This window comes from Kitasatospora sp. NPDC101801, assembly GCF_044766665.1.
Lineage (GTDB): Bacteria > Actinomycetota > Actinomycetes > Streptomycetales > Streptomycetaceae > Kitasatospora.
This window is the reverse complement of sequence record NZ_JBIWML010000039.1, coordinates 1-23900: the sequence shown is the minus strand read 5'-3', so window position 1 is coordinate 23900 and position 23900 is coordinate 1. Positions and strand designations below refer to the sequence as shown.

General features: G+C 69.0%; 17 protein-coding genes and 1 pseudogene. 7 read left to right on the top strand and 11 right to left on the bottom strand.

The window, feature by feature from the left end:
* The gene (locus ACIRPK_RS30195) at window positions 1-537 is read left to right on the top strand and encodes an alkyl hydroperoxide reductase (RefSeq protein WP_403044210.1); all 537 of its coding nucleotides are present in this window, start codon (window positions 1-3) and stop codon (window positions 535-537) included.
* A 164-nt stretch (window positions 538-701) separates the two neighbouring features.
* Here ACIRPK_RS30195 and ACIRPK_RS30190 read toward each other — a convergent pair whose 3' ends face one another.
* The 4 genes from ACIRPK_RS30190 to ACIRPK_RS30175 all read right to left on the bottom strand — a co-directional run bounded on the left by ACIRPK_RS30190 (window position 702) and on the right by ACIRPK_RS30175 (window position 6106).
* Entirely contained in the window at window positions 702-1985 is a 1284-nt protein-coding gene (locus ACIRPK_RS30190) for an AI-2E family transporter (protein ID WP_403044208.1), read from the bottom strand.
* A 361-nt stretch (window positions 1986-2346) separates the two neighbouring features.
* On the bottom strand, window positions 2347-3027 hold the full coding sequence (locus ACIRPK_RS30185; RefSeq protein ID WP_403044206.1) for a transglycosylase SLT domain-containing protein: 681 nt from the start codon (window positions 3025-3027) through the stop codon (window positions 2347-2349).
* Between the two features lie 418 nt (window positions 3028-3445).
* Window positions 3446-4780, bottom strand: coding sequence for a PhoH family protein (locus ACIRPK_RS30180; protein ID WP_403044204.1), 1335 nt, complete (start codon window positions 4778-4780; stop codon window positions 3446-3448).
* Between the two features lie 531 nt (window positions 4781-5311).
* A complete protein-coding gene (locus ACIRPK_RS30175) occupies window positions 5312-6106 on the bottom strand; it encodes an isoprenyl transferase (RefSeq protein WP_403044202.1) in 795 nt (264 codons plus the stop codon).
* Window positions 6107-6455: 349 nt separating this feature from the next.
* On the opposite strand from ACIRPK_RS30175, the gene ACIRPK_RS30170 reads away from it, so the two are divergent.
* The gene (locus tag ACIRPK_RS30170) at window positions 6456-8072 is read left to right on the top strand and encodes a chitinase (RefSeq protein ID WP_403044200.1); all 1617 of its coding nucleotides are present in this window, start codon (window positions 6456-6458) and stop codon (window positions 8070-8072) included.
* Window positions 8073-8168: 96 nt separating this feature from the next.
* Here the strand turns inward: ACIRPK_RS30170 and ACIRPK_RS30165 are convergent, their stop codons facing one another.
* On the bottom strand, window positions 8169-8795 hold the full coding sequence (locus ACIRPK_RS30165; RefSeq protein WP_403044199.1) for a prepilin peptidase: 627 nt from the start codon (window positions 8793-8795) through the stop codon (window positions 8169-8171).
* Between the two features lie 82 nt (window positions 8796-8877).
* Between ACIRPK_RS30165 and ACIRPK_RS30160 the strand changes: the two genes are divergently transcribed.
* Window positions 8878-10092 (top strand): pyridoxal phosphate-dependent aminotransferase, encoded by a 1215-nt coding sequence (locus ACIRPK_RS30160; RefSeq protein ID WP_403044198.1) that lies wholly within the window; start codon window positions 8878-8880, stop codon window positions 10090-10092.
* Between the two features lie 104 nt (window positions 10093-10196).
* On the opposite strand, the gene ACIRPK_RS30155 is transcribed toward ACIRPK_RS30160, so the two are convergent.
* Window positions 10197-12026 (bottom strand): phosphoenolpyruvate carboxykinase (GTP), encoded by a 1830-nt coding sequence (locus tag ACIRPK_RS30155; protein WP_403044196.1) that lies wholly within the window; start codon window positions 12024-12026, stop codon window positions 10197-10199.
* Between the two features lie 268 nt (window positions 12027-12294).
* On the opposite strand from ACIRPK_RS30155, the gene ACIRPK_RS30150 reads away from it, so the two are divergent.
* Window positions 12295-12960 carry a hemolysin III family protein gene (locus tag ACIRPK_RS30150; RefSeq protein WP_403044195.1) on the top strand — a complete coding sequence of 222 codons (666 nt, stop codon included), beginning with the start codon at window positions 12295-12297 and terminating at the stop codon, window positions 12958-12960.
* Here ACIRPK_RS30150 and ACIRPK_RS30145 read toward each other — a convergent pair.
* The 3 genes from ACIRPK_RS30145 to ACIRPK_RS30135 all read right to left on the bottom strand — a co-directional run bounded on the left by ACIRPK_RS30145 (window position 12931) and on the right by ACIRPK_RS30135 (window position 14869).
* The gene (locus ACIRPK_RS30145) at window positions 12931-13209 is read right to left on the bottom strand and encodes a hypothetical protein (RefSeq protein WP_403044194.1); all 279 of its coding nucleotides are present in this window, start codon (window positions 13207-13209) and stop codon (window positions 12931-12933) included. The two genes, ACIRPK_RS30150 and ACIRPK_RS30145, sit on opposite strands and share 30 nt — an antisense overlap.
* A 177-nt stretch (window positions 13210-13386) precedes the next feature.
* Window positions 13387-14226 (bottom strand): hypothetical protein, encoded by an 840-nt coding sequence (locus ACIRPK_RS30140; protein WP_403044192.1) that lies wholly within the window; start codon window positions 14224-14226, stop codon window positions 13387-13389.
* Window positions 14227-14230: 4 nt separating this feature from the next.
* Window positions 14231-14869 (bottom strand): papain-like cysteine protease family protein, encoded by a 639-nt coding sequence (locus ACIRPK_RS30135; protein WP_403044190.1) that lies wholly within the window; start codon window positions 14867-14869, stop codon window positions 14231-14233.
* A gap of 250 nt (window positions 14870-15119) precedes the next feature.
* Here ACIRPK_RS30135 and ACIRPK_RS30130 point away from each other — a divergent pair, with 250 nt between their 5' ends.
* Window positions 15120-16049, top strand: a complete 930-nt coding sequence (locus tag ACIRPK_RS30130) for a hypothetical protein (RefSeq protein WP_403044189.1) — start codon at window positions 15120-15122, stop codon at window positions 16047-16049.
* 343 nt (window positions 16050-16392) lie between these two features.
* On the opposite strand, the gene ACIRPK_RS30125 is transcribed toward ACIRPK_RS30130, so the two are convergent.
* Together ACIRPK_RS30125 and ACIRPK_RS30120 are read right to left on the bottom strand one after the other, a co-directional pair.
* Window positions 16393-17232, bottom strand: coding sequence for a GNAT family N-acetyltransferase (locus tag ACIRPK_RS30125; protein ID WP_403044187.1), 840 nt, complete (start codon window positions 17230-17232; stop codon window positions 16393-16395).
* A gap of 27 nt (window positions 17233-17259) precedes the next feature.
* Window positions 17260-19342 (bottom strand): annotated as a pseudogene (locus ACIRPK_RS30120) (thioredoxin domain-containing protein).
* A gap of 470 nt (window positions 19343-19812) precedes the next feature.
* Here ACIRPK_RS30120 and ACIRPK_RS30115 point away from each other — a divergent pair.
* Together ACIRPK_RS30115 and ACIRPK_RS30110 are read left to right on the top strand one after the other, a co-directional pair.
* Window positions 19813-21948, top strand: a complete 2136-nt coding sequence (locus tag ACIRPK_RS30115; RefSeq protein ID WP_403044185.1) for an ATP-dependent nuclease — start codon at window positions 19813-19815, stop codon at window positions 21946-21948.
* The gene (locus ACIRPK_RS30110; RefSeq protein WP_403044184.1) at window positions 21945-23759 is read left to right on the top strand and encodes a UvrD-helicase domain-containing protein; all 1815 of its coding nucleotides are present in this window, start codon (window positions 21945-21947) and stop codon (window positions 23757-23759) included. The genes ACIRPK_RS30115 and ACIRPK_RS30110 overlap by 4 nt, the downstream gene beginning before the upstream one ends.
* Window positions 23760-23900: the final 141 nt, after the last annotated feature.

The following is a 23900-nucleotide window of genomic DNA, read 5'->3' as shown; positions in this document are numbered from 1 at the left end:
ATGGCACTGGACGAGCTCAAGGCCGCCCTGCCGGACTACGCCAAGGACCTCAAGCTCAACCTGAGCGCGGTCATAGGCAACTCGGAGCTGCCGGCCCAGCAGCTCTGGGGCACCGTGCTCTCCTGCGCCATGGCGACCCGGTCGCCGGCGGTGCTGCGTGAGCTGGAGCCCGTCGCCAAGGCCGAGCTGAGCCCGGCGGCGTACAACGCCGCCAAGGGCGCGGCGGCGGTCATGGGGATGAACAACGTCTACTACCGGACCACCCACCTGCTCTCCGACAAGGAGTACAGCGGGATGCGGGCCGGGCTGCGGATGAACATCATCGGCACGCCGGGTGTGGAGAAGGCCGACTTCGAGCTGTGGTGCTTCGCGGTCTCCGCGATCAACGGCTGCGGCCAGTGCCTCGACTCGCACGAGGGCGTGCTCCGCAAGGCGGGCGTCGACCGCGAGGTCATCCAGGCTTCGATCAAGATCGCGGCGGTGCTGCAGGCCGTGGCGGCCACCCTCGACTCCGAAGCCGTGCTCGCCGGCCTGTAGGCACCACGATCAGTTCTACGGCCCAGGGGCTCGGGGAACAGCGACGAGATCTGGCGTTCGGGTCACAGGCGAAATCGCCTGACCACCCACGCACGGATCACCTCTCACGAGGTCGGCGTCGCAGTTCCCCGAGCCCCTGTTGTGCCTGACCGCGTGCCGAGCGGCTACTGCGAGCGGGCTGCTTCGAGGGCTTCGAAGACCTGCTGGCCCGCCGCGGCGCGGCGGCGGAGGTGGACCACCACGGTGTTGGTGACGGCGATCAGGGGGACGGAGACGATCGCGCCGCCGATGCCACCGACTATGGTGCCCGCCGCGACGCCGAGGACCACGGCGAGCGGGTGGACCCGGACCGCGCGGCCGAGGATCAGCGGCTGGAGCAGGTGCCCCTCGATCTGCTGCACCGCGACCAGGACGACCATCACCATCAGCGCGGTGAACGGCCCTTGGGTCACCAGCGCGATCAGCACCGCGATGGTCCCGGTGACCAGTGCCCCGACCAGCGGCACGAAGGCCCCGAGGAAGACGATCACAGCCAGCGGCAGCGCCAGCTGGACACCGAGCAGCTGGATGCCGATCCCGATGCAGAGCGCGTCGATGAAGGCCACGCAGACGGTGCCGCGCACGTACGCGGTCAGGGTGGCCCAGGCCTTCGGCCCGGCCCCGGCCATCGCGTAGCGGGACTGCCGGGGGAGCATGCCGAGGGCCCAGCCCCAGATCCTGGCGCCGTCGTAGAGCAGGAAGAACGTGGTGAAGGCGGTCAGCACCACGCCGGTCAGCACCTCGACCGCGATCGTCACACCGGTGAACCCGGCGGAGGTGATCTGCTCGGAGTTGGTGCCGATCGCGGTGGAGATCTGCTTGGCGAAGTCGGTGATCTGTTGCTGCGTCAGGTGCAGCGGCCCGGTGACCAGCCAGTCCCTGAGCTGGTCGACGCCCGCCTGCACCTGGTCGGTGACCGAGTGCAGGTTGGTGGTGACCTGCCAGACCACGAACCAGCCGACGAGTCCGATCCCGGCCACCCCGCTCAGGAACGTTCCTGCGGCCGCCAGCGAGCGCGGTACGCCGTGCCGGCGGAGCCAGGAGACGGTCGGCTCCAGCAGCGCCGAGATCAGCAGGGCGGCCAGCACCGCGAAGGCGACCAGCCGGAGCATGTCGACCACTTCGAACAGCAGGTAGAGCGCGGCGGCCAGCAGCAGCAGCCGCCAGGTCGACTCGGCCGCCACCCGCAGCCCCCAGGGCACCGCCTCGGCCGGGGTGGCCGGACGGGGGGCGTGGTACTCGCGGACCGGCTCGGGCTTGATCTCGACCACCACCGGTTCGGGTTCACGGGGTGCCGGGTGCGGCTCCTCCGGTTGCTGCTCGTTGCGCGCGGCCGCGGTGGCGGCACGCTGCTGCAGCTCGCTGCCCAGTCGGACCGCCGCCCGGGATATCCACCAGCCCTGCGTCACCTAGACCACCGTTCCCCGTTCGCGCCGTGGGTTCCGCCACGACCGTCCGGGACGACCGTACCCGGCGGAGGCGGTGCGGCACGCGGGAGTTCGAGGGTACCGATCCGACAAACCGTCACAGACCGGTACGTTTCGATCCCCCTAAATCTGGGGAAGGGCTCCGATACACGAACCATCTGTCCGCGGACCGGCGGTTCCGGAGCAACCAGGACCCACTCCGGGCGTCGCGTACCGCACCCAGGACCGCACCGCCCGTGGCGCGCTGGTCAGCCGGCCCGGGCGGCGCGGCCCGCCCCCCAGGAGCGACGACGAAGGCCCCGATCCCAGCGGGATCGGGGCCTTCGGTGGTCTGACGGTGTGTCTAGTACCAGTGGTGCGACTGCCAGAAGGACCACGCGCCACAGGGTGAGCCGTAGCGGCTGTTCATGTAGTTCAGGCCCCACTTGATCTGGGTGGCGGGGTTGGTCCGCCAGTCGGCGCCGGCCGAGGCCATCTTGGAGCCGGGCAGCGCCTGGACCAGGCCGTACGCGCCGGAGCTCGCGTTGCTGGCGGTGTAGTCCCAGCCGCTCTCGCGCTTCACGATCTGACTGAAGCACTGGAACTGGTTGGCGTCGCCGACGATCTGGAGTGCCATCTCCTGGACCGAGCCCGGGCTGACGGGGGTCATCGCGGAGCGCGCCTTGGCGCGGTTCGCGGCCTCCTCGTCGGCCTTGCGCTTCGCCTCGGCGGCCTTGGCGGCCTTCTCGGCGTCGGCCTTGGCCTGCGCGTCGGCAGCGGCCTTCTGGCGCGCGGCCTCCTCGGCAGCCTTCTTGGCCGCGGCGTCGGCGGACGCCTGCTGTGCGTTCGCCTGCGCGGTGAAGTGGTCGCTGACGGCCTGCGCCTGGGCACCGATCGGGACGTCCTGGAGCAGGGTGGCTCCGGCGACGTCGACCGTCTGGGTCTGCGTGCCCTCGCTGCCAGAGGCCACACCCACGACGGCACCGACAGCGGTGACGGCGGTGGCTGAGGCGACAGCAACTCCCCGGACCGAGATCCGAGTCACATGGTTTCCTTCCGGCGTCGCCCCGTGCACGTGACCGCTGGGGCGCAACATGCCCCTCGTCGCTGGTCTCCATGATGGTGCTGGTCACGGGAGACACGGGCCCGGCACCGGACCGGCGGGTGCCGGATCGGCGTTTCGTTCGGGCGGCGTACGGCTCATCGTTGTTCAGTTTTCCACCCGACAACCGGAGTTGTCGGGTGATATGTGCCGTACGCGGGGCCTGACAGAACCCTCACCATGCCGCACGGGGACGGGTCAACGCAATTCCCGGTTGCGTGGCGCATCTCACAGACTTCGCGACCAGCACGTTTGCCCGAGTGCCCGGCGAAGGATCGTCAGATGTGGTGACAGCAGCGGGACCTGATACTTCGTACCAGGTCCCGCTGTCCGGCTCTGCCCCGTTATGACCGGGGGCGACCTAGGGGTTCACGTCCTCCAGCAGCTCCGTCACCAGCGCCGCGATCGGCGACCGCTCCGAGCGGGTCAGCGTGATGTGGGCGAACAGCGGGTGCCCCTTCAGCTTCTCCACCACCGCGACCACACCGTCGTACCGGCCGACCCGGAGGTTGTCGCGCTGGGCGACGTCGTGGGTGAGCACCACCCGCGACCCCTGGCCGATCCGGGACAGCACGGTGAGCAGCACGTTCCGCTCCAGCGACTGCGCCTCGTCCACGATCACGAAGGCGTCGTGCAGCGACCGGCCCCGGATGTGGGTGAGCGGGAGGACCTCCAGCATCCCGCGGGAGATCACCTCCTCGATCACGTCCGGGGTGGTGACGGCCGAGAGGGTGTCGAAGACCGCCTGGGCCCAGGGGCTCATCTTCTCCGACTCGGAACCGGGCAGATAGCCCAACTCCTGCCCGCCGACCGCGTAGAGCGGCCGGAAGACCATCACCTTCCGGTGCTGCTGCCGCTCCAGCACCGCCTCGAGACCGGCGCACAGCGCCAACGCGGACTTGCCGGTACCCGCCCGGCCGCCCATCGAGACGATCCCGACCTCCTGGTCGAGCAGCAGGTCGAGGGCGACCCGCTGCTCGGCGCTCCGGCCGCGCAGCCCGAACACCTCGCGGTCGCCCCGGACCAGCCGGACCCGGCCGTCCTGGGTGACCCGGCCGAGGGCCCGGCCGCGCTCCGAGGTGAGCACCAGCCCGGTGTGCACCGGGAGCTCCGCCGCGCCCTGCACGTCCACCGCGGTGTCGTGGCCGGCGCCGAACAGCGCGTCCACCTGATCGCCGGAGACGTGCAGTTCGGACATTCCGGTCCAACCGGAGGTGATCGCCAGCTCGGCCCGGTACTCCTCGGCGAGCAGGCCGACCGCGCTGGCCTTGATCCGCATCGGCAGGTCCTTGGAGACGACGGTGACGTCGTACCCCTCGGCCTGCAGGTTGCGCGCGACGGCGAGGATCCTGGTGTCCGCCTCGCCGCCGCCGAGCCGGTAACCGGCCGGGAGCACCGAGGTGTCGGAGTGGTTGAGCTCCACCCGGATGCTTCCGCCCAGCTCGCCGACCGGGATCGGCTCGTCCAGGCGCCCGAAACGGACCCGGAAGTCGTCCAGCAGCCTGAGCGCCTGGCGGGCGAAGTAGCCCAGCTCCGGATGGTGCCGCTTGGCCTCCAACTCCGTGACCACGACCACGGGGAGGACGACCTCGTGCTCCTCGAAACGGGTCATGGCGAGTGGGTCCGCCAGGAGCACGCTGGTGTCGAGAACGTACGTGCGCCGGTCTGGTGTCCGGCGGCTCTTTGTACTGACCACTAGGCCTCCAGAGCGGATGACCCTGCGTCACCCGCGGCATGCCGGTCCCCGCGACCCCGGTTGGCCGGAGTACCGGTCTGACAGGGGTATTCCCAGGCGAACCGCACCGCGAACCCAACGACGGATCATCGTTGGTTAACTTTCGGTGCGTCAGCTCGGACCCGGGACCACCGCCCCGCTCCGACCGGGACCGGAGCCCTGCCGCCTACAGCCCGAGGCGACGGTTCCTCAGCTGGTAGTCCCGCAGCGCCCGCAGGCCCCACACCCTCGGGGCCACCCGGCGGAAGGCCGACCAGTACGCCTCGCAGAAGCAGGCTGCGACACCACGGGGGCCGACCCCCGCACCCCCAGCCCCGCCACCGCCCGTCTCACAGCCCGAGGCGACGGTTCCTCAACTGGTAGTCCCGCAGCGCCCGCAGGCCCCACACCCTCGGGGCCACCCGGCGGAAGGCCGACCAGTACGCCTCGCAGAAGCAGGCTGCGTCACCACGGGGGCCGACCCCCACACCCCCAGCCCCGCCACCGCCCGTCTCACAGCCCGAGGCGACGGTTCCTCAGCTGGTAGTCCCGCAGCGCCCGGAGGAAGTCCACCCGGCGGAAGGCCGGCCAGTACGCCTCGCAGAAGTAGAACTCGCTGTGCGCGCTCTGCCAGAGCAGGAAGCCGGAGAGCCGCTGTTCGCCCGAGGTGCGGATCACCAGGTCGGGGTCGGGCTGGCCCTTGGTGTAGAGGTGTTCGGCGATGTGCTCGACGTCGAGGATCTCGGCGAGCTCCTCGATCGAGGTGCCCCGGCCCGCGTGCTCCTGGAGCAGCGAGCGGACCGCGTCGGCGATCTCGTGCCGGCCGCCGTACCCGACCGCGACGTTGACGGTGATGCCGTCGATGTGGGCGGTGGCCTCGGCGGCCTCCTTGAGCACGTCCGAGGTCCGGGACGGGAGCAGGTCGAGCGCGCCGACCGGGTGGACCCGCCAGCGCCCGTCGGCGGCCAGCCGGCGGACGGTGTCCTCGATGATCCCGAGCAGCGGCACCAGCTCGTCGGCCGGGCGGGAGAGGTTGTCGGTGGAGAGCATCCAGAGCGTGACCACCTGGACGTGCGTCTCGTCGCACCAGCCGAGGAACTCGCTGATCTTGTCCGCGCCGCGCTGGTGCCCGTCGGCCGTGGTGCCGCCGGTGGCGCGGGCCCAGCGGCGGTTGCCGTCCAGGATCACGCCGATGTGGTGCGGGGTGTTCGCGAGGTGGACCTCGACCCGGCGGCCGTAGAGCCGGTAGGCGTTGTCCAGCAGGGTTCGGAGACCCGGCGTGCGCTCCACGACGTCGCGCAGACCCATGGTGTTCGGCCCCTCCGTGCTCGGTCCTCCTCGGGTACGGCAAATACCCTCGCGCAGCCTACTCCCGGACCGGTCCGCACGGTAAAGCCGCAGGTACCGAAGGTGTCACGGCCCCGAATCGGCCGTGTGACGCCGGACACGGAACGGTCTCCGGTTCCTTAAATGTCCCGTAAGCCGACGCCGGGTTCTTGACGCTTGCCAATGGTCTAGTCCAGCTTTTGACCGAGGGCAGCAACCACCCCACAGGTCGCCGCCCTCGCCAAGCACCACTGCGGACCTCCCCTCCCCCACACGGAGCCGCCGCGCCCCCCACCGCGGCGGCTCCTCCCCTCCCCACAGGAGCGTCTCCATGGCCCGAACGCTGCAGCAGCCGTCCCACCGGCGCCGGCGCAGCTCCCTCCCCGCCGCCCTCGCGGCCGGGACCACCGCGCTCGCCCTGGCCGCCACTGGCCTCGCGCTGTTCGCCGGCGGCGCCAGCGCCGCCGTGGGCAACCTGGTGAGCAACGGCGGTTTCGAGGGAGGGAACCTCAGCGGCTGGACCTGCACCGGCGGCGCGAGCGTCGTCGGCACCCCGGCCCACTCCGGCTCGTACGCGCTGAACGCGGCGCCCACCGCCGGGGACACCGCCGAGTGCCGGCAGACCGTCAGCGTGCTGCCCAACACCAGCTACGCGCTGGCCGGTTGGGTGCAGGGCCCGTACACCTACCTCGGCGTGCGCGGCACCGGCGGCACCGACCCGTCCACCTGGTCGAGCCAGTCCAGCTGGAACCAGCTCTCCTCCACCTTCACCACCGGCGCGGGCGTCAGCAGCGTCACGGTGTACGTGCACGGCTGGTACGGCCAGGGCGCCTACAACGCGGACGACATCACGCTGACCGGCCCGGGCGGCACCGCCTCCCCGTCCGCCTCGGCCTCCCCGAGCGCTTCGGCCTCGCCGAGCGCGTCCGCCAGCGCCTCCGCCTCCCCGTCGGCCAGCGCCAGCCCGAGCGCCTCCGCCTCCCCGAGCGCGTCCGCCTCGCCGTCGGCCAGCGCCAGCCCGACCGTCACGCCCACCGGCCCGGTCACCGACCTGCCCAAGCACGTGGTCACCGGCTACTGGCACAACTTCGACAACGGTGCGACCGTCCAGAAGCTGAGCGAGGTGCAGAGCGCGTACGACATCATCGAGGTGTCGTTCGCGGACGCCGTGCCGACCAGGACCGGTGCGATCACCTTCCAGCTCGACCCGGGCCTGTCCAGCAAGCTCGGCGGCTACATCGACGCGCAGTTCCGGGCGGACGTGAAGGCCAAGCAGGCGGCCGGCAAGAAGGTCGTGCTCTCCATCGGCGGCCAGAACGGCGCCATCTCGGTCGGCGACGCGACCGCCGGGGCCGCCTTCACCGACAGCGCCTACGCGGTGCTGAAGGACTACGGCTTCGACGGCATCGACGTCGACCTGGAGAACGGCGTCAACCCGGAGCAGCTCGGCACCGCCCTGCTCAACCTGCAGGCGAAGATCGGCTCGAAGTTCGTCCTGACCATGGCGCCCGAGACCATCGGCGTCTACAGCACCGACGGCGCGTACTTCAAGCTGGCGCTCAAGACCAAGTCCATCCTGACCGTGATGAACACCCAGTTCTACAACTCGGGCGGCATGAACGGCTGCGACGGCAAGGTCTACAACCAGGGCACCATCGACTTCATCACCGCCCAGGTCTGCACCCAGATCCAGGGCGGCCTGCGCCCGGACCAGGTCGGCATCGGCGTCCCGGCCTCCGCGAAGGCGGCCGGCGGCGGCTACGTGGCCCCGAGCGTGGTCAACAACGCGCTGAGCTGCCTCGCCACCGGCACCAACTGCGGCAGCTTCGTCCCGCCGGCCAAGTGGCCGACCATCCGCGGCGCGATGACCTGGTCGACCAACTGGGACGCCAACAACGGCAACGCCTTCTCCAACACCGTGGGCCCGTTCGTCCACGCCATGCCGTAACACCTCCCCGGTGCGCCGCCCTATGAGGGTGGGGCCGCGTACCACCGAGGCCCGCCGTACCCACCAGGTGCGGCGGGCCTCGCCGTTGGCGGTGCGTCAGACCGTCGGCTGCCCGGTCATCAGCACCGCGAGCAGGGTGCCGAGCAGCAGGAACGGGCCGAAGGCCAGCGCGTCCTGCCGCCCGGCCCGGCGGGTGAGCAGCAGCGCGACCGCCCAGAGGCCGGCCAGCAGGAAGGCGTACACCAGGCCCGCCAGCACGGTGGCCCAGCCGGTGACCGCGAGCAACGCGCCCAGGCTCGGGGCCAGCTTGGCGTCACCGAGGCCGATCGGGACGAGCAGCGCCAGCAGCGCGAAGCCCAGGCCCAGGGCCAGTGCGGCGAGCAGGCAGCGCAGCAGCGACTGACGCTCCGTCACCAGCAGCAGGATCGCGGTGCCCGCCGCCAGCGTCGCGGTCAGCACGTCCGGCAGCCGGTGTACCGAGGCGTCGACCAGGGCGAGCACCACGCCGAGCAGGGCCGTCCAGACCAGCACCGGCCACCCGGCCACGCCGTATCCGGCCCCGACCGCCGCGCCCGCCCCGGCCGACACCAGCGCGGCCGTCGGCAGCGACAGCGGGCGCGCCGCGGGCTCGCCCTCATAGGGGACCGCGTACCGGCCGACCACCCGGCGCACCCCCGGGGCCAGCGCGAGCCCCACCGCCACCCCACCCAGAATCGCGAACACGGGACCAGCCTGGCAGAACGACATGACGTTGTGTCCAAGAGCACGCGATCGGCCGGGGTCTTCGGTCGTAAAGTTACCTGCCATGCAGGTCATCCAGTCCAGCAAGCTTGCCAATGTCTGTTACGACATCCGCGGCCCGGTGCTCGATGAGGCGATGCGACTGGAGGACCAGGGGCATCGCATCCTCAAACTGAACACCGGCAATCCCGCCGTCTTCGGCTTCGACGCGCCGCCCGAGATCCTTCAGGACATCCTGAAGAACCTCTCCTCCGCACACGGCTACGGCGACTCCAAGGGTCTGCTCTCCGCCCGCCGGGCGGTGGTGATGCACTACGAGGAGCGTGGCCTGCACGGCCTCACGGTCGAGGACGTCTTCCTCGGCAACGGGGTCTCCGAACTGATCCAGCTGGCGATGACCGCGCTGCTGGACGACGGCGACGAGGTGCTCGTGCCGGCACCGGACTACCCGTTGTGGACGGCCTCGGTCAGCCTGTCCGGCGGTACCGCGGTGCACTACCGCTGCGACGAGCAGTCGGAGTGGTACCCGGACCTCGCCGACATCGAGGCCAAGGTCACCGACCGGACCAGGGCGATCGTGGTGATCAACCCGAACAACCCGACCGGGGCGGTCTACCCGCTGGAGGTCCTGGAGGGCATCGTCGAGATCGCCCGCCGCCACAAGCTGGTGATCTACGCGGACGAGATCTACGACAAGATCCTCTACGACGACGCGGTCCACGTCCCGCTCGCCACCCTGGCGCCCGACCTGTTCTGCGTCACCTTCAACGGCATGTCCAAGTCGTACCGGGTGGCCGGGTTCCGCTCCGGCTGGATGGTGCTCTCCGGCGACCGGACCAGGGCCCGCAGCTACATCGAGGGCCTGACCGTGCTGGCCAGCATGCGGCTGTGCGCCAACATGCCCGCCCAGCACGCGGTGGCGGCGGCGCTCGGCGGCCGGCAGTCCATCAAGGAGCTGATCCTGCCCGGCGGGCGGCTGCTGGAGTCCCGGGACGCGGCGTACAAGCTGCTGAACGAGATCCCCGGGGTGAGCTGCGTGAAGCCGAAGGGCGCGCTGTACGCCTTCCCGAGGCTGGACCCGCAGGTCTACAAGATCAAGGACGACGCCCAGATGGTGCTGGACCTGCTGCGGTCCCAGCGGATCCTGATCGTCCAGGGCACCGGCTTCAACTGGCCCGAGCCGGACCACTTCCGGCTGGTCACGCTGCCCCGGGCGGAGGAGATCACCGACGCCGTCACCCGGATCGGCGACTTCCTGTCCGGCTACGCCCAACCCTGAGGCTCGCGGAGACGGTCACGGCCGGAGTCCCGATCCGGACGATCCCCTCGTGGTCGGGGGAGGATCGTCCGGCCGAGGCTCCGGCCGTAGCCGTCTCTGCCGCGTCAGCCGAGGCGCTGCACCAGCGCCTCGTACTCGTCCCAGAGGGCCTTGGGGGTGTGCTCGCCGAACAGCTCCAGGTGGGCCGGCACCAGGGCGGCCTCCTGCCGCCAGATGTCGGCGTCCACCGAGAACAGCAGGTCGAGGTCGCGCTGCGGGATGTCCAGGCCCTTGAGGTCGAAGCCCTCGACGGTCGGCAGCACGCCGATCGGGGTCTCGACCCCGGCGCCGACGCCCTCCAGGCGCTCGACGATCCACTTCAGCACCCGGCTGTTCTCGCCGTAGCCCGGCCAGACGAAGTCGCCGGCCGTGTTCTTGCGGAACCAGTTGACGTAGTAGATCTTCGGCAGCTTGGCCGCGTCGGCCTGCGCGCCGAGCTTCAGCCAGTGGCCGAAGTAGTCGCCCATGTTGTAGCCGCAGAACGGCAGCATCGCGAACGGGTCGCGGCGCAGCTCGCCCACGGTGCCCTCGGCGGCGGCGGTCTTCTCGGAGGCGATGTTGGCGCCCAGGAAGACGCCGTGCTGCCAGTCGAAGGACTCGGTCACCAGCGGGACGGCGGTGGCCCGGCGGCCGCCGAACAGGATGGCCGAGATCGGCACCCCGGCCTGGTCCTCCCACTCCGGCGCGATGGTCGGGCACTGCGCGGCCGGGACGGCGAACCGCGCGTTGGGGTGGGCGGCGGGGGTGCCGGACTCGGGGGTCCAGTCGTTGCCGCGCCAGTCGGTCAGGTGCGCCGGGGGCTCCTCGGTGAGGCCCTCCCACCAGACGTCGCCGTCGTCGGTCAGCGCGACGTTGGTGAAGACCGTGTTGCCCCAGAGGGTGTCGATCGCGTTGGCGTTGGTGTCCACGCCGGTGCCGGGGGCGACGCCGAAGAAGCCGGCCTCCGGGTTGATCGCGTAGAGCTGCCCGTCGGCGCCGAACCGCATCCAGGCGATGTCGTCGCCGATGGTCTCGACCTTCCAGCCCGGGATGGTCGGCTGGAGCATCGCCAGGTTGGTCTTGCCGCAGGCGGACGGGAAGGCGGCGGCGATGTACTTGGGCTCGGCGCCGCTCGGCGGGGTGAGCTTGAGCACGAGCATGTGCTCGGCCAGCCAGCCCTCGTCCCGGGCCATCGTGGAGGCGATCCGGAGCGCGTAGCACTTCTTGCCGAGCAGGGCGTTGCCGCCGTAGCCCGAGCCGAAGGACCAGATCTCCCGGGTCTCCGGGTAGTGCGAGATGTACTTGGTGGTGTTGCAGGGCCACGGCACGTCGGCCTCGCCCTCGGCCAGCGGGGCGCCGACGGTGTGCACGGCCTTGACGAACTCGCCGTCCTCGCCGAGCTGGTCGAGCACGGCCTGACCCATCCGGGTCATCACGCGCATCGAGACCGCGACGTAGGCGGAGTCGGTGATCTCCACGCCGTACGCCGCCAGCGGCGAGCCGACCGGGCCCATCGAGAACGGCACGACGTACATCGTGCGGCCCTTCATGGCGCCCTTGAACAGGCCGTCCGTGCCGGTGAAGATCTCCCGCATCTCGGCGGGGGCCTTCCAGTTGTTGGTCGGACCGGCGTCCTTCTCCTGCTCGGAGCAGATGTAGGTGCGGTCCTCGACCCGGGCCACGTCGGACGGGTCGGAGGTGGCGAGGTAGGAGTTGACCCGCTTCTCCGGGTTGAGCTTCCTGAAGGTGCCCTGGGCGACCAGCAGATCGGCGAGGCGCTGGTACTCCTCCTCCGAGCCGTCACACCACTCGACGCGGTCCGGCTGGGTCAGCTCCGCGATCTCGCTCACCCAGGCCAGCAGACGCTTGTGGCGGGTGGGCGCGGATGCGCTGAGAGCAGAGTTCTCGTACGACACGATCGCTCCGTTTCACGCCATCTCGGCTAGGAGACGGCGTCGCGGGGGTTTGAGGGTGGTTACACCGTAGCTCCGGCCTCAAGGCCCCAACACGGCAAGATGGCAATTTCGACCGAAGTTTTGCGCCGTTCTGGCGAAGTACTGGGCGGTAACAAGGCGCAGAAGTCCGACCCGAGCCCTTGGGTGACCTCGATCCAATACTCCATAACGTCCAAAAGTGGTGACCGTCACTACCTACGTGCCAGTAACCTACGGAACCGTAGGTAGCATGTTGGCCATGACGGACGTATCGGTCGAGATCAAGCCCATCTGGCGCGGATGGCTGCACGCGGGGATGTTCCCGGCGGCGCTGGCCGCCGGAATCGTGTTGATCTGCCTGGCGGATTCCACCGAGGCGCGGATCGCCTGCGCGATCTACTCGGTCAGCGCCTGGCTGCTGTTCGGGGTCAGCGCGGTGTACCACCGCTTCACCTGGGGGCCGCGCGGCGACGCGATCCTGCGCCGGCTCGACCACGCGAACATCTTCCTGATCATCGCGGGCTCGTACACCCCGTTCACCATCCTGTTGCTGGAGGGCGGCCAGCGGGAGCTGCTGCTCTGGCTAGTCTGGGGCGGAGCGCTGGCCGGGATCGCGTTCCGGGTGTTCTGGGTCGGGGCGCCGCGCTGGCTCTACACGCCCTGCTACCTGGCGCTCGGCTGGGCCGCGGTGTTCTTCCTGCCCGAGTTCCTGCGGGCCGGCGGCGCGGCGGTGGTCACGCTGCTGATCGTCGGCGGGGTGCTCTACAGCCTGGGCGGGGTGGTCTACGGACTGAAGAAGCCGAACCCGTCACCGCGCTGGTTCGGCTTCCACGAGGTCTTCCACGCCTTCACCCTGGGCGCGTTCATCGCCCAGTACGTCGGCATCTCACTGGTGGCGTACAACATCGCCAACTGAGCGGCCGTCCAGCCGTTCCCTGGCCCGGCGGCAGCGCTCGCAGTGCGCCTCCGCCGGCTCCTCCGGGCCCGGCCGCCCGAGCCCTCGCACCCGGAACCGGCGGGCCACGTCCAGCATCACCAGGGCGACCTCGGCCGCCGCGACGACCCAGACCAGCTGCGGGCCGCCGAACACGTACGCCAGCACGACCGCCAGCGCGGCGGCCACGCCCACCAGCGCGCCCTCGACCCGCACTCCCCGCGCCGCCATCTGCTCCCCCTTCAGCCACCCGCCGGGTACTCAACACCACACACGGTGACATACCGGTCGGGCGGCCAGGCGAACGAGGGGTCAACGGTTCGTCAAATCGCCGGGTGGGCGCACACCGGAGGCACACGACGAAGGGCGGTAGGGGGACTTCCCCGTACCGCCCTCCCGTCCGGTGGATCAGCCGTCCTGCCGGTGGCGGCGGACCGCCAGGCCGATCCCGGTGAGAGCGGTGGCCGCCAGGGCCGCGCCCGCCACTCCCGCCGTCAGCGACGGCAGACCGGCCGGCTCCGCAGCCGGCCCGGCCGCCTCGTAACCACCGCCCTTGCCCGCCCGGTCGTACGCCGAACCGGGCAGCTTGTCGCCGTACCGCTGGTGCACCAGCTGCTGGTACCCGGCCAGGCTGACCCCGGCCGAGCCGACCGACCGGACCGCGTCCTCGTCCAGCGGCAGCACCCGGTCGCCGCGCAGCACGTACCAGGCGTTCAGCTGCGGCTCCCGGAAGACCGTGCCGCCGCCGGTGCCCGCGGCCTGCGCCGCGTAGTCGGTCTCGTCACCGCCGGTGGCGATGTTGACGACCCGCCAGCCGCCGTCCTGCTTGACGGTCCAGACCGAGGCGGTCTGCCCGTCGGCCGCGACCACCTTGCTGGCCACGAACTCGGCCTTGGCCACGACCGCGCCGGCCGTGCCCGCCACGAACGCCGGGTCCAGGGTGTAGACCGGCACGGTGGCACCGCTCAGCCGAGGTGCGGCCTGTGCGGCGGCCCGGGCCTCGTCGGCCGGGCTGAGGTCGAGCGACTTGGTCGGCGGCGCGCCCTTGCGGGCGAAGAACCGGCCCAGCTGGTCCAGCACGGCCGGGGACTCGGCCGCACCCCGGGCCGCCGACAGCTCGGCGGCCGCGAACGGGGCCGGGGCGCCGCCCTCCGCCGCCTGGGCGGGGAGCGCGAGGGCCAGGCCGAGGGTGGCGGCCAACGCGGTGACGGCCGCCAGGCGGCGGGTGTGCCTACGCATCTCGGTCATCTCCTCACGCACCGATCCGGTAGAGGGAGTGGGTCCAGGAGAACGAGCTGTTGCTCACGTAGTACGAGTAGTCCGCCCAGTTGTAGCGGTTGTTCGACGGCCACGGGTCGCCCCAGTAGACGAAGTTGTTGCTGGTGTCGTAGCCGTAGATCACGTGCATGTGGCCGCCGCCGGAGCTCCACTGGATCCGGGTCTCGATCGGCCGGTTGGCGTTGATCTCGGTCTGCACGGTGCTGTTGCGCAGGTAACCGGTGACGTACGAACCGGAGTTGATGCCGATCCAGTTCAGCGCGGTCTGCACGTTGGCCAGCGACGCCTGGTTGTTGGGGCAACTGGCGTTCACGGACCGGTTGAAGGCCACGTTGCAGAACTGGTTCTGGCTGTAGGTGTAGCCGAAGTAGGTGGCGATCGTGTTGCCGCTCGCCGCCCAGCACCAGTTGGTCTGCTGCTGCGACTGCATGGTGATGTTGAGCTTGCGCGCCGCCAGGGCCGAGACGGCCCCCGGGGTCACCGAGGCCGGCTGGAGGTGGGGGATGCCGGCGGCCGGCGCCGGGGCGGCGGTGGCCACCGTGAGGGCCGGCGCGAGAATGCCGAGAGCGAGGGCGGCGACCGCCTGGCGCAGGCGTGTCCGGGAAGTTGGCATGGGCTTCTCCTCCTTGCGAGTCCGCAGGAGAGGGGATGTGGGGGACCGCGTCCGGACGCGGTGGACAGAGCATCGGCCCGTGCCGTGTCCCGGTCAACGGACCTGGTCGGCCGCCCCGGCCGGGTGTGAACGGACCCGCCCGCGATGTGAACGGAACTCCCGTTCGGGGGCCGGATATCCGCGTCACCTGATGACAACTCGCCTGGCACGTGTGAATATTCACGGTCAACCAGGCAGACGGGAGTCGGCCATGCAGCAGACCGTCCAGCCCGAGCTGGCGGCGGTACTCCGTACCGGCCCCTTCCACCTCGCCCTGCGCGCGGCCATCAGCGCCCGCGGCCTGGCCCTGAACCGCCTCCGGCAGCACCTCGCCCAACGCGGGGTCCAGGTCGGCGTCACCAGCCTGAGCTACTGGCAGCAGGGCCGGCGCCGCCCCGAGCGGGCCGAATCACTGCGCGCGGTCCGGGTGCTGGAGGAGGTGCTGGAACTCCCCGAGCACTCCCTCACCCGCCTGCTCGGCCCTCGCCAGGCCCCGGCCGGACCCGCCTCGCCGGCCACCCGCCCGTACCGCGACCTGATCGCCCCGGCCGCGGCGGTGGACGGCCTGCTCGCCACCATCGCCGGCCCGCCGGACACCGGCCTGCACACCGTCACCCACATCGAACGGATCCGGATCGGCGCCGACCGGCAGATGGTCCGCCGCGACTCCCAGCACGCCCTCCGGGCCCACCGGGACGGCATCGACCGCTACCTGGCCCTCTACCAGGGCGACCCCGGCTGCGACATCGGCCGGGTCACCGTCCGGGCCGAGGAGAACTGCCGCCCCGGCCGGATCCGCCGCGATCCCGAAGCCGAACTCCTGGTCGCCGAACTCCTGCTGGACCGCCGCCTGCGCACCGGCGACACCCACCTGCTCGGCTACGGCTTCGACGACGCCCCCGCCCCCGGGCCCAGCTGCGAGTACGTCCGGGGCTTCAACTCGGGCGCCGGCCAGTACGTCCTGCAGATCACCTTCCACCCCGACGCCCTCCCGGTCCGCTGCCACCGCTTCACCTCCCGCAGCCCGGGCGGCGAACCGTACGAGACCGAGGAGCTGACGCTCGACGGGCACCACTGCGTGCACCTGATGGCGAGCGCGCTGACGCCGTGTCTGCTGGGCATCCGCTGGGACTGGGACTAGAAGCCGTCCTGCGCACCGCCCGCCGCCACGTCGCGTCGGCGCCGCACCACCCACACCCCGCCGGCCCCGAGCCCGGCCACCGCGACCAGGGCGCCCAGCGCCCACGGCAGCCCGGAACCACTGTGGCCGACGGGGGCGGCGGGGGCGACCGCCAGGGTGACCGGGGTCGGGGTCGGGCTCGCCGTCGGTCCGGTAGGTGCCGGTGGCCATCGACGTGCAGACCTCCGCGTACGCCGCGCGGGCACCCGGCAGCACGGGAGGGGTATCGCGAAGGCCAGCGCCAGGCCACGTCTCGTCATGGCTCCGGATCCCGGTGGTGCCCTCCCCACGCCCCCACCCGGTGTCAGACCTCGAAGCTCAGGCTGACGCAGTCCTCGACGGCCCGGTAACCCAGCTTCTGGTAGATCGAGTTGCTGGTCGGGTTGCCGAGGTCCGTGTAGAGCAGCACCTCCGCCGCGCCGCCGGCCAGTGCGTGGGCCGACCCCGCCGCCACGACCCCGCTCGCGTAGCCCCGCCCCCGGTGCTCCGGCGGTGTGTAGACCGGCCCGATCCGCGACATCCCGGCGATCACGGGGCTGACCCCGGCGAACGAGACGGGGGTGCCCCGGTGCTCCCAGATGTGCAGGTGCCCACCGGCGGTCCGCCGTTCGACCGTGGGCCGGTGGTTCTCGCCGGGGACGGCCAACTCCGCCTCGGCGACGAATTCCCCGAACCACCTCACCAGCAGCTCGACGTCGTCCGCCGTGGCGGGCCGGACCGTCCCGGCGGGCAGCGGCGAGGGGTCGACCAAAGTACCCAGTCTGTACAGCCGTTCGTTGGCGGTGACGGTGCTCTCCGCCGCCCAGGCCGCCGCGAAGGCGTGGGCCGGGGCCACCCCGCCGCCCAGCCCCGACAGCTCCGTACCGGCCAGCGCGAGCGCCAGTTCGGTGGCCGCCCGCTCCGGCATCAGACTGAGCCGGAGCGGGTACGGCGGCGTCCGCGCGAAGGCCCCCACGACCGGGGCGCCCGACCCGGGGCGCCACCAGCCGTACTGCGGATCGTCCGGGCCGAAGACGTGCGGCCCGCCCTCGGTGAGGTTGTGCACCAGGGTGAGCAGCACGGTGTTCTCGGCCGGATGGGCGGCCAGGAAGTCACCGGCCTGCGCGCGGAACTCGTCCAGGGAGGGGCTGAGGGTCCAGGTCATGGGGCATTGTGGCTGATCACCGACGGCTCACGCACCGAGGTTTCCGACCCGCACCCCGAGCTTCCGGGCCAGCTCCACCGGGTCGGCCGTCGGGGCGTCGCAGCTGAAGTGGTGGCAGACGTACGCGGCCGACTCGCCGTCCAGCAGCGGCCGGTCGGCCAGCAGCGGGACCTCCGTCGAACCCGGCTCGCCGACCGCCACCACGGCGCCCGGGGCGGTGCCGAGCAGGGCGGTCCGGTGCAGCAGCGCGGTCTCGGCGGCCCCGGGCCGGCCGATCACGGCGACCTCGCGCGGCCCGTCGGCCAGCGCCTCGGCGGCGGCCAGGCCCCAGCCGATGAACCGGGGCGCTCGGCTTCCCAGGGCGCCGACGATGCCCAACGCCCGCTCGGCGGCGGTCCGGTGGCGCTCGGAGCCGGTGTAGGCGGCGTAGCTGAGCAGGGCCTGCGCGGCGGCGGTCCACCCCGAGGGAGTGGCGTTGTCGGTCGGGTCCTGCGGGCGGCGGATCAGCTGCTCGGCGTCGTCCGCCGTGTCGTAGAGGGCGCCCGAGGCAGTGTCGACAAAGTGACTCAGCACGGTGTCGAGCAGCCCGCCGGCCAGCCCGAGCCACTCGGCGTCGCCGGTCACCGCGTACAGCGCGAGGAAGCCCTCGGCGGTGTCGGCGTAGTCCTCCAGCACACCCGCGTTGGCACCGGCCCGGCCGTCCCGGGAGGTCCGCAGCAGGCGGCCGTCCTCGGTCAGGTGCACGGCGAGCAGCAGGTCGGCGGCCCGGACGGCGGCCTCCACCAGGTCGGGCCGCTCCAACAGGGCGCCGGTCTCGGCCAGCGCGGCGATCGCCAGCCCGTTCCAGGCCGCCACCACCTTGTCGTCCCGGGCCGGGGCGGGCCGCTGCCGACGGGCCGTCAGCAGCCGCTCCCTGATCCGGCCGTACGCCTTGTCGTCCGCCGGGTCGGCGAGCAGCTGGAGCACCGAGGAGCCGTGCTCGAAGGTGCCGGTCACCTCGAACAGCCCGGTGGCCAGCGCGCCGTCCTCGGCACCCAGCACCTCGGTCAGCTGCTCGGGGGTCCAGGCGTAGTACGCGCCCTCGGCCGACTTACCGGTGGCCGGGTCCAGGCTGTCCGCGTCCAGCGCGGAGGCGAAACCGCCCTCGGGAGTGCGGAGTTCGGCGAGCAGGAAGTCGGCGGTCTCCAGCGCGATCCGGCGCGGCAGCTCGGCGCCGGTGGCCCGCCACAGGTGCAGGTAGACCCGGAGCAGCAGGGCGTTGTCGTAGAGCATCTTCTCGAAGTGCGGGACCACCCAGTCGGCGTCCACCGCGTACCGGGCAAAGCCGCCGCCGAGTTGGTCGTAGATCCCGCCCCGGGCCATCGCCTCACAGGTGTGCCGGGCCATCTCCAGCGCCTCGGCCGAGCCGGTGCTCGCGTGGTGCCTGAGCAGGAACTCCACCGCCATCGACGGCGGGAACTTCGGCGCCCCGCCGAAACCACCACGCTTCGCGTCGTAGCTCCGGCCGAGCTCGGCCGCCGCCTGCGCCAACTCCTCGGCACCGGGCACCCGGTGGACCCCACTGCCGGCCCCGTACACCGAGGCCCGCTCGGCCAGGTCGGCCCTGATCCGCTCGGCCACCTCGCCGACCTCGTCCCGGCGGTCCCGCCAGGCCGCGCTGACCCCCTCCAGCACCTGCCGGAACCCGGGCATGCCGTGCCGGGGCGCGGGCGGGAAGTACGTCCCGAAGTAGAACGGGTCCTTCTCGGGCGTCAGAAAGACCGTCATCGGCCACCCGCCCTGGCCGGTGGCCGCCTGCACCGCCTCCATGTACACCGCGTCCACGTCGGGCCGCTCCTCGCGGTCCACCTTCACCGCGACGAAGTGCTCGTTGGCGTAGGCGGCGATCGCCTCGTCCTCGAAGGACTCGTGCGCCATCACATGACACCAGTTGATTTGTCGTCAGAAGCGGTAACCAATGGCAGGATGCGTACCCTACCGAGAGGAGGATGGGTACGTCCCGCCTTGCTGCTTCTGACATCGCCTCCTCTCCCCACTCCCACCAGTCCACAGGATTGGTGGCGTGCTGCTGGAGATACGGCGACTGGGCGTGCACCAGTCGATTCACCATGGGTGCAGTATCCCAGCTGCCCAGCCCACGATGGGGACGATCTGGCCAACACGCCGGGACGGCCAACGCACACCAGATCGGCTACCAGTGCAGCCGAGCCGCAGCTGACAATCGAGCGGCCGCGAGGGCAGGGACACTGCACCAAGGCGCGGAATCAGCTCCCCAGTGTGATGCTCGGACTTGGTAAGCACGCCTGTCCGTACAAGTCGACCCGTTGCACAGCTGCGGGCTCACCGACACCTGGCACGGCAGGGACATGCCACTGCAGGCTCTTCGCTATGACCAGTACCGCCCGCCCCCGCAACGACAGTGTTTGAGCCAGAGTGCAGCCGGCCAGCTCCCTGGGAGTTGCCGCGCAAGCGCTGCCGCGGGCTTGCGCAGAGGGGCAAGGGATCGCCCCGAACAAGCACATGACGGACCCGTACGAGGCTACTGTCTTGGCCCAAGTGCGTGTCCTGACAGGAGCGATAGTGAGCGCGAGTCAGCCAGAACTTTCCGAGCAGCCGCAGACTACGCAGACGGTGCGCCCACCCAGGGTCACGAGAACGGATGTCAAGAATTTCCGGCTTCTGCGAGACGTCAGCATCGCCTTCGACGAGGACGTCACAGTCTGCGTAGGCCGCAACAACACCGGCAAGACGTCACTGGCAGAGGTACTGAGCAGGTTCCTCCGCCCCGGCGACATCAGGCTCCGTGTAGAGGACTTCTCCGCAGAGACCTACTCGGAGTTCAGCCAGGCATACAAAGCGTTCGCCACTGGAGGCGAGGAAGCGGCTCGCAAGCTGCTCCCCGAAATCTCGCTGACCGTCTTCATCAGCTACGACAAGGAGACCACAGAGTACGGCTCTCTCGGCCCACTCATCGTTGACCTCGACCCGGACTGCACCGAGGCGATTTTGACTGTCCGCTACGCACTGAAGCCCGGTACATTGAAGGATTTCTTCCGCGACGGACCAGACGACTTGGTGGAGGGATGGGGTGATTCACTTCTCCTCTCCCTGATAGGCCCTCGAATCCCTCACTTCTTCGAGCGGTCCGCCGTGGCCGTGGACCCGGCCGATCCGACCAACTTCCGAAACGTTTCGATGAGCGAGGTTGCCAGGGCGATCAAGGTCGACTTCGTCAAAGCGCAACGAGGCCTCGATGATGAGACGGAGCGACCAAAAGAGCCGATCGGCAAGGTCTTCGAATCGCTTTTCATCGGCGCGTCTAAGGCGGATGAAAATTCTCCCCTCAGGGATTTCGCTGATGATGCGGAAGTTGCCTTGGGGGAGATCTTTTCAAGCCTGGACGGAAAAATCCAGGACATGTACGACAAGATGGCACCTACAGTCTCCGATTTCGGATATCCCGGCTTGGGGAACCGAAATTTCTCCACGCGGACCACCCTGGATGCGAAACGTCTTCTATCGAACTTCACCAGCATCAGGTACCCAGGATCGGCCGGAATCGAACTTCCTGAGTCGTACAGCGGCCTGGGATCCCGGAATCTTCTCCTAATCCTGCTCACTCTCTTTAGCTACTATCGTGATTACGCAGCCCAACGCAACCAGTCCTGCATCCATTTGGTCTTCATTGAGGAACCCGAAGCCCACCTGCACCCCCAGATGCAGGAGATCTTCATTCACCAGCTCAGGATCTTCAAGAAGAACTTCCCCGCCACGGATCACGAGCTGGATTCATGGAACGCACAATTCCTCGTGACAACCCACTCCGCTCATATCGCCAACAGGGTGGGATTTTCCGCAGTTCGATACTTCCGGCTGGACGAGCATAGCGAACCGGATGGTGCTATGAGCTCACAGGTCCTGAATCTTGCCGATGCCCCGGGAGTAAGCAAGGATTTCCTGCACAAGTACCTAACCTTGACAAGGGCCGACCTCTTCTTCGCCGACAAAGCTATCCTGATCGAGGGAACGAGCGAACGTCTCTTCATCCCCGCCGCGATCGCGAGGCTCGACCAGGCCGGCGAGGGAGGAAGAGGTGGCCTAGCGAGCCAGTACGTCACCGTTATGGAGGTCGGCGGCGCGTACGCTCATCTCTTCTATCCGTTCCTGGACTTCTTGGGGCTTCCGACGCTTGTCATCACCGACCTCGACGCGGTAAAGCCAGATTCCTCCAAGAGGCTCAAAAGTTGCTGCGTGACCGAGGGGACCACTACGTCAAACGAGGGTATCAAGAAGTGGTTCAACAACGGGGAAATCACCCTCGCCGAACTGGAAAAGCTTGCCGACAAAGAGGTTCCCGTGATCGAGAAGCGCGGACTCGCTTACCAGGTGCCGGAAATTCCCGGCGGCGCGTGCGGGCGAACATTCGAGGATGCGTTCATTTTGGCTAACCCCGAAGTTTTCGAGCTGAGAGATTTCGCAACCACAAGTGTTGCAGAGCAGGAGCAGCAGGCCAGAGAGCTGGCGAAGGGGCAGAAGAAGAGCAACTTTGCCGTCCGTTTCGCTGTCGTGGAGGAGAGCTGGAAGCCCCCGCGCTACATCAAACGTGGTCTCGAATGGTTGCTCCACCAGACACCGACGCCCACTACGGAAAACATGCCGAAGCCCGATTCGGAATACGATGAAGAATTGCCGGAAATCCAGGTGGCGATACGATGACAATCTCTATTTTCCAAGACGATGCCACTGCAGAACAGGAAAGTCGGAATGCACTGTTCGAGATCCTTGCATCCCTGGATGGTCGGCGTAACTTCAAATTGGAGGCTGGCGCCGGTGCGGGCAAGACCCATTCACTCATTGACGCGCTTCGGCACATCCTGGACAACCGCCCGGCATACTTGCCCCGAGAAGGCCAGCAGGTAGCATGCGTCACCTATACCAACGTCGCCCGCGATGAGATCATAAGTCGAACTGACGCCAGTTCCCACGTCTTCGCCGGAACGATCCACGGTTTTCTTTGGGAGATTATTTCCGGCTTTCAAAAGACACTCACGCAAGAGATCAGCACGCTTCCTGGCTGGGATCGACTGTTGGCCGAGGAAGGCCCCGTAGACGACTGTTCGGTCAGCTATGATCTGGGATTTCGCCGCATCAGGGACGGCGTCGCCCGGCTCCATCACGACGATGTTCCGGCACTAGCCATCAGGCTCTTCGAGCGGAAGAAATTCCGGTCTCTTGTCGCCGATAGGTTTCCCATCATCTTCATCGACGAATATCAGGACACTCCCGCTGGCTTGGCGGAGGCCATGACCGGCAGTACCTTGACCCCGTCCACCGGATCGACTTACGGGTTCTTCGGTGACCACTGGCAGCAGATCTACGATCGGACCTGCGGAAGGATAGACCACCTTCCGGTTAATCCGATCGACAAACGGGCGAACTGGCGCTCCAGTCCAGCCGTGGTGAGTCTTCTCAACCACATGCGGCCTGAGCTTCCGCAAGCTCCGGTCCCCGGCCGCAAGACCGGCTCCGTCGTGGTTTACCATACGAATTCCTGGAGCGGCCCCAGGGAGTCGCGCTCCAAGAAGGGCCAGATCCCTGATCCAACACTAAAAGAAACTCTTCGCCTCGTCGCAGAGGACGCCCGGCTGCGAAATACGATCCCCCAGGACGCTCCACTGAAGACCCTCATGCTCACCCATTCGTCGATCGCCAGCGAGCTGGGATTCGGCAAAATAAATGAGGTCTTTAAATACAATGACGACTACGTCCGCAAGCAGGACGAGATCGTGGCATTTCTACTGGAGACCCTGGAGCCAGCGTGCGAATACTTTCGCAACAAGCGATACGGCCTAATGTTCGATATCCTGAAGCGCTCTCGCCCTCGCATGGAACATCGCAGCGACAAAATCGGCTGGGCAGATCTTTTCCGTCGATTTGACGAAGCTCGCGACAGTGGTACGGTCGGAGATGTCCTGGAGATCGCACTAAAGCAGAATTATTTCTCCCCTCCACGGGCCGTTCACGACCGTCAACGGAAATGGGCAGCCGCACTGAGCGCCCTGGAGCCCGGACAGTTTTTGTCCGAGCCCCGGCAGATCGTCGAGTACGGAAAGCTGCGAGAAGTCCCGTATCGCCAGATTGTAGCCCTCCGTGAGTACGTGGACGATAAGACACCGTTCTCCACCCAGCACGGTGTCAAGGGCGAGGAATACCCATCCGTACTGGCTGTATTCGGCGGCTGGTCTCGGTATAACTTCCCGAAGATGCTCGCTGGGTTCCCTCACAGTCACTCGCTCAACGATGAGGATCGAAAGAGGTTCGAGCGGTCGCGGAACCTCTTCTACGTCGCTTGCTCGCGCGCTCAGGAGAACCTTGCGATGCTCTTCACCACTGAGCTTCCCGAGGAAGCGTTGAAGACCATGGAGGAATGGGTCGGTCCACTCAACATCATCGCGGTCGACTACTCCCCTGATGGCACTCCTCGGATCGACGGTCCGGGCGATGCCGGTTCAGGCTCCGCCCGCTGAGGGCCTTCTTCCCGAGGCAGGAAGGAGCCCGACTGGCGGAGCTGCAGTGAACCGCCCCGGGTTCGGTAGAGGCTCGATTTCGTGTAAGGATTCGAGTCATGGCACGTCCCTCTTCCTACCCGCCTGAGCTGCGCCGTCGTG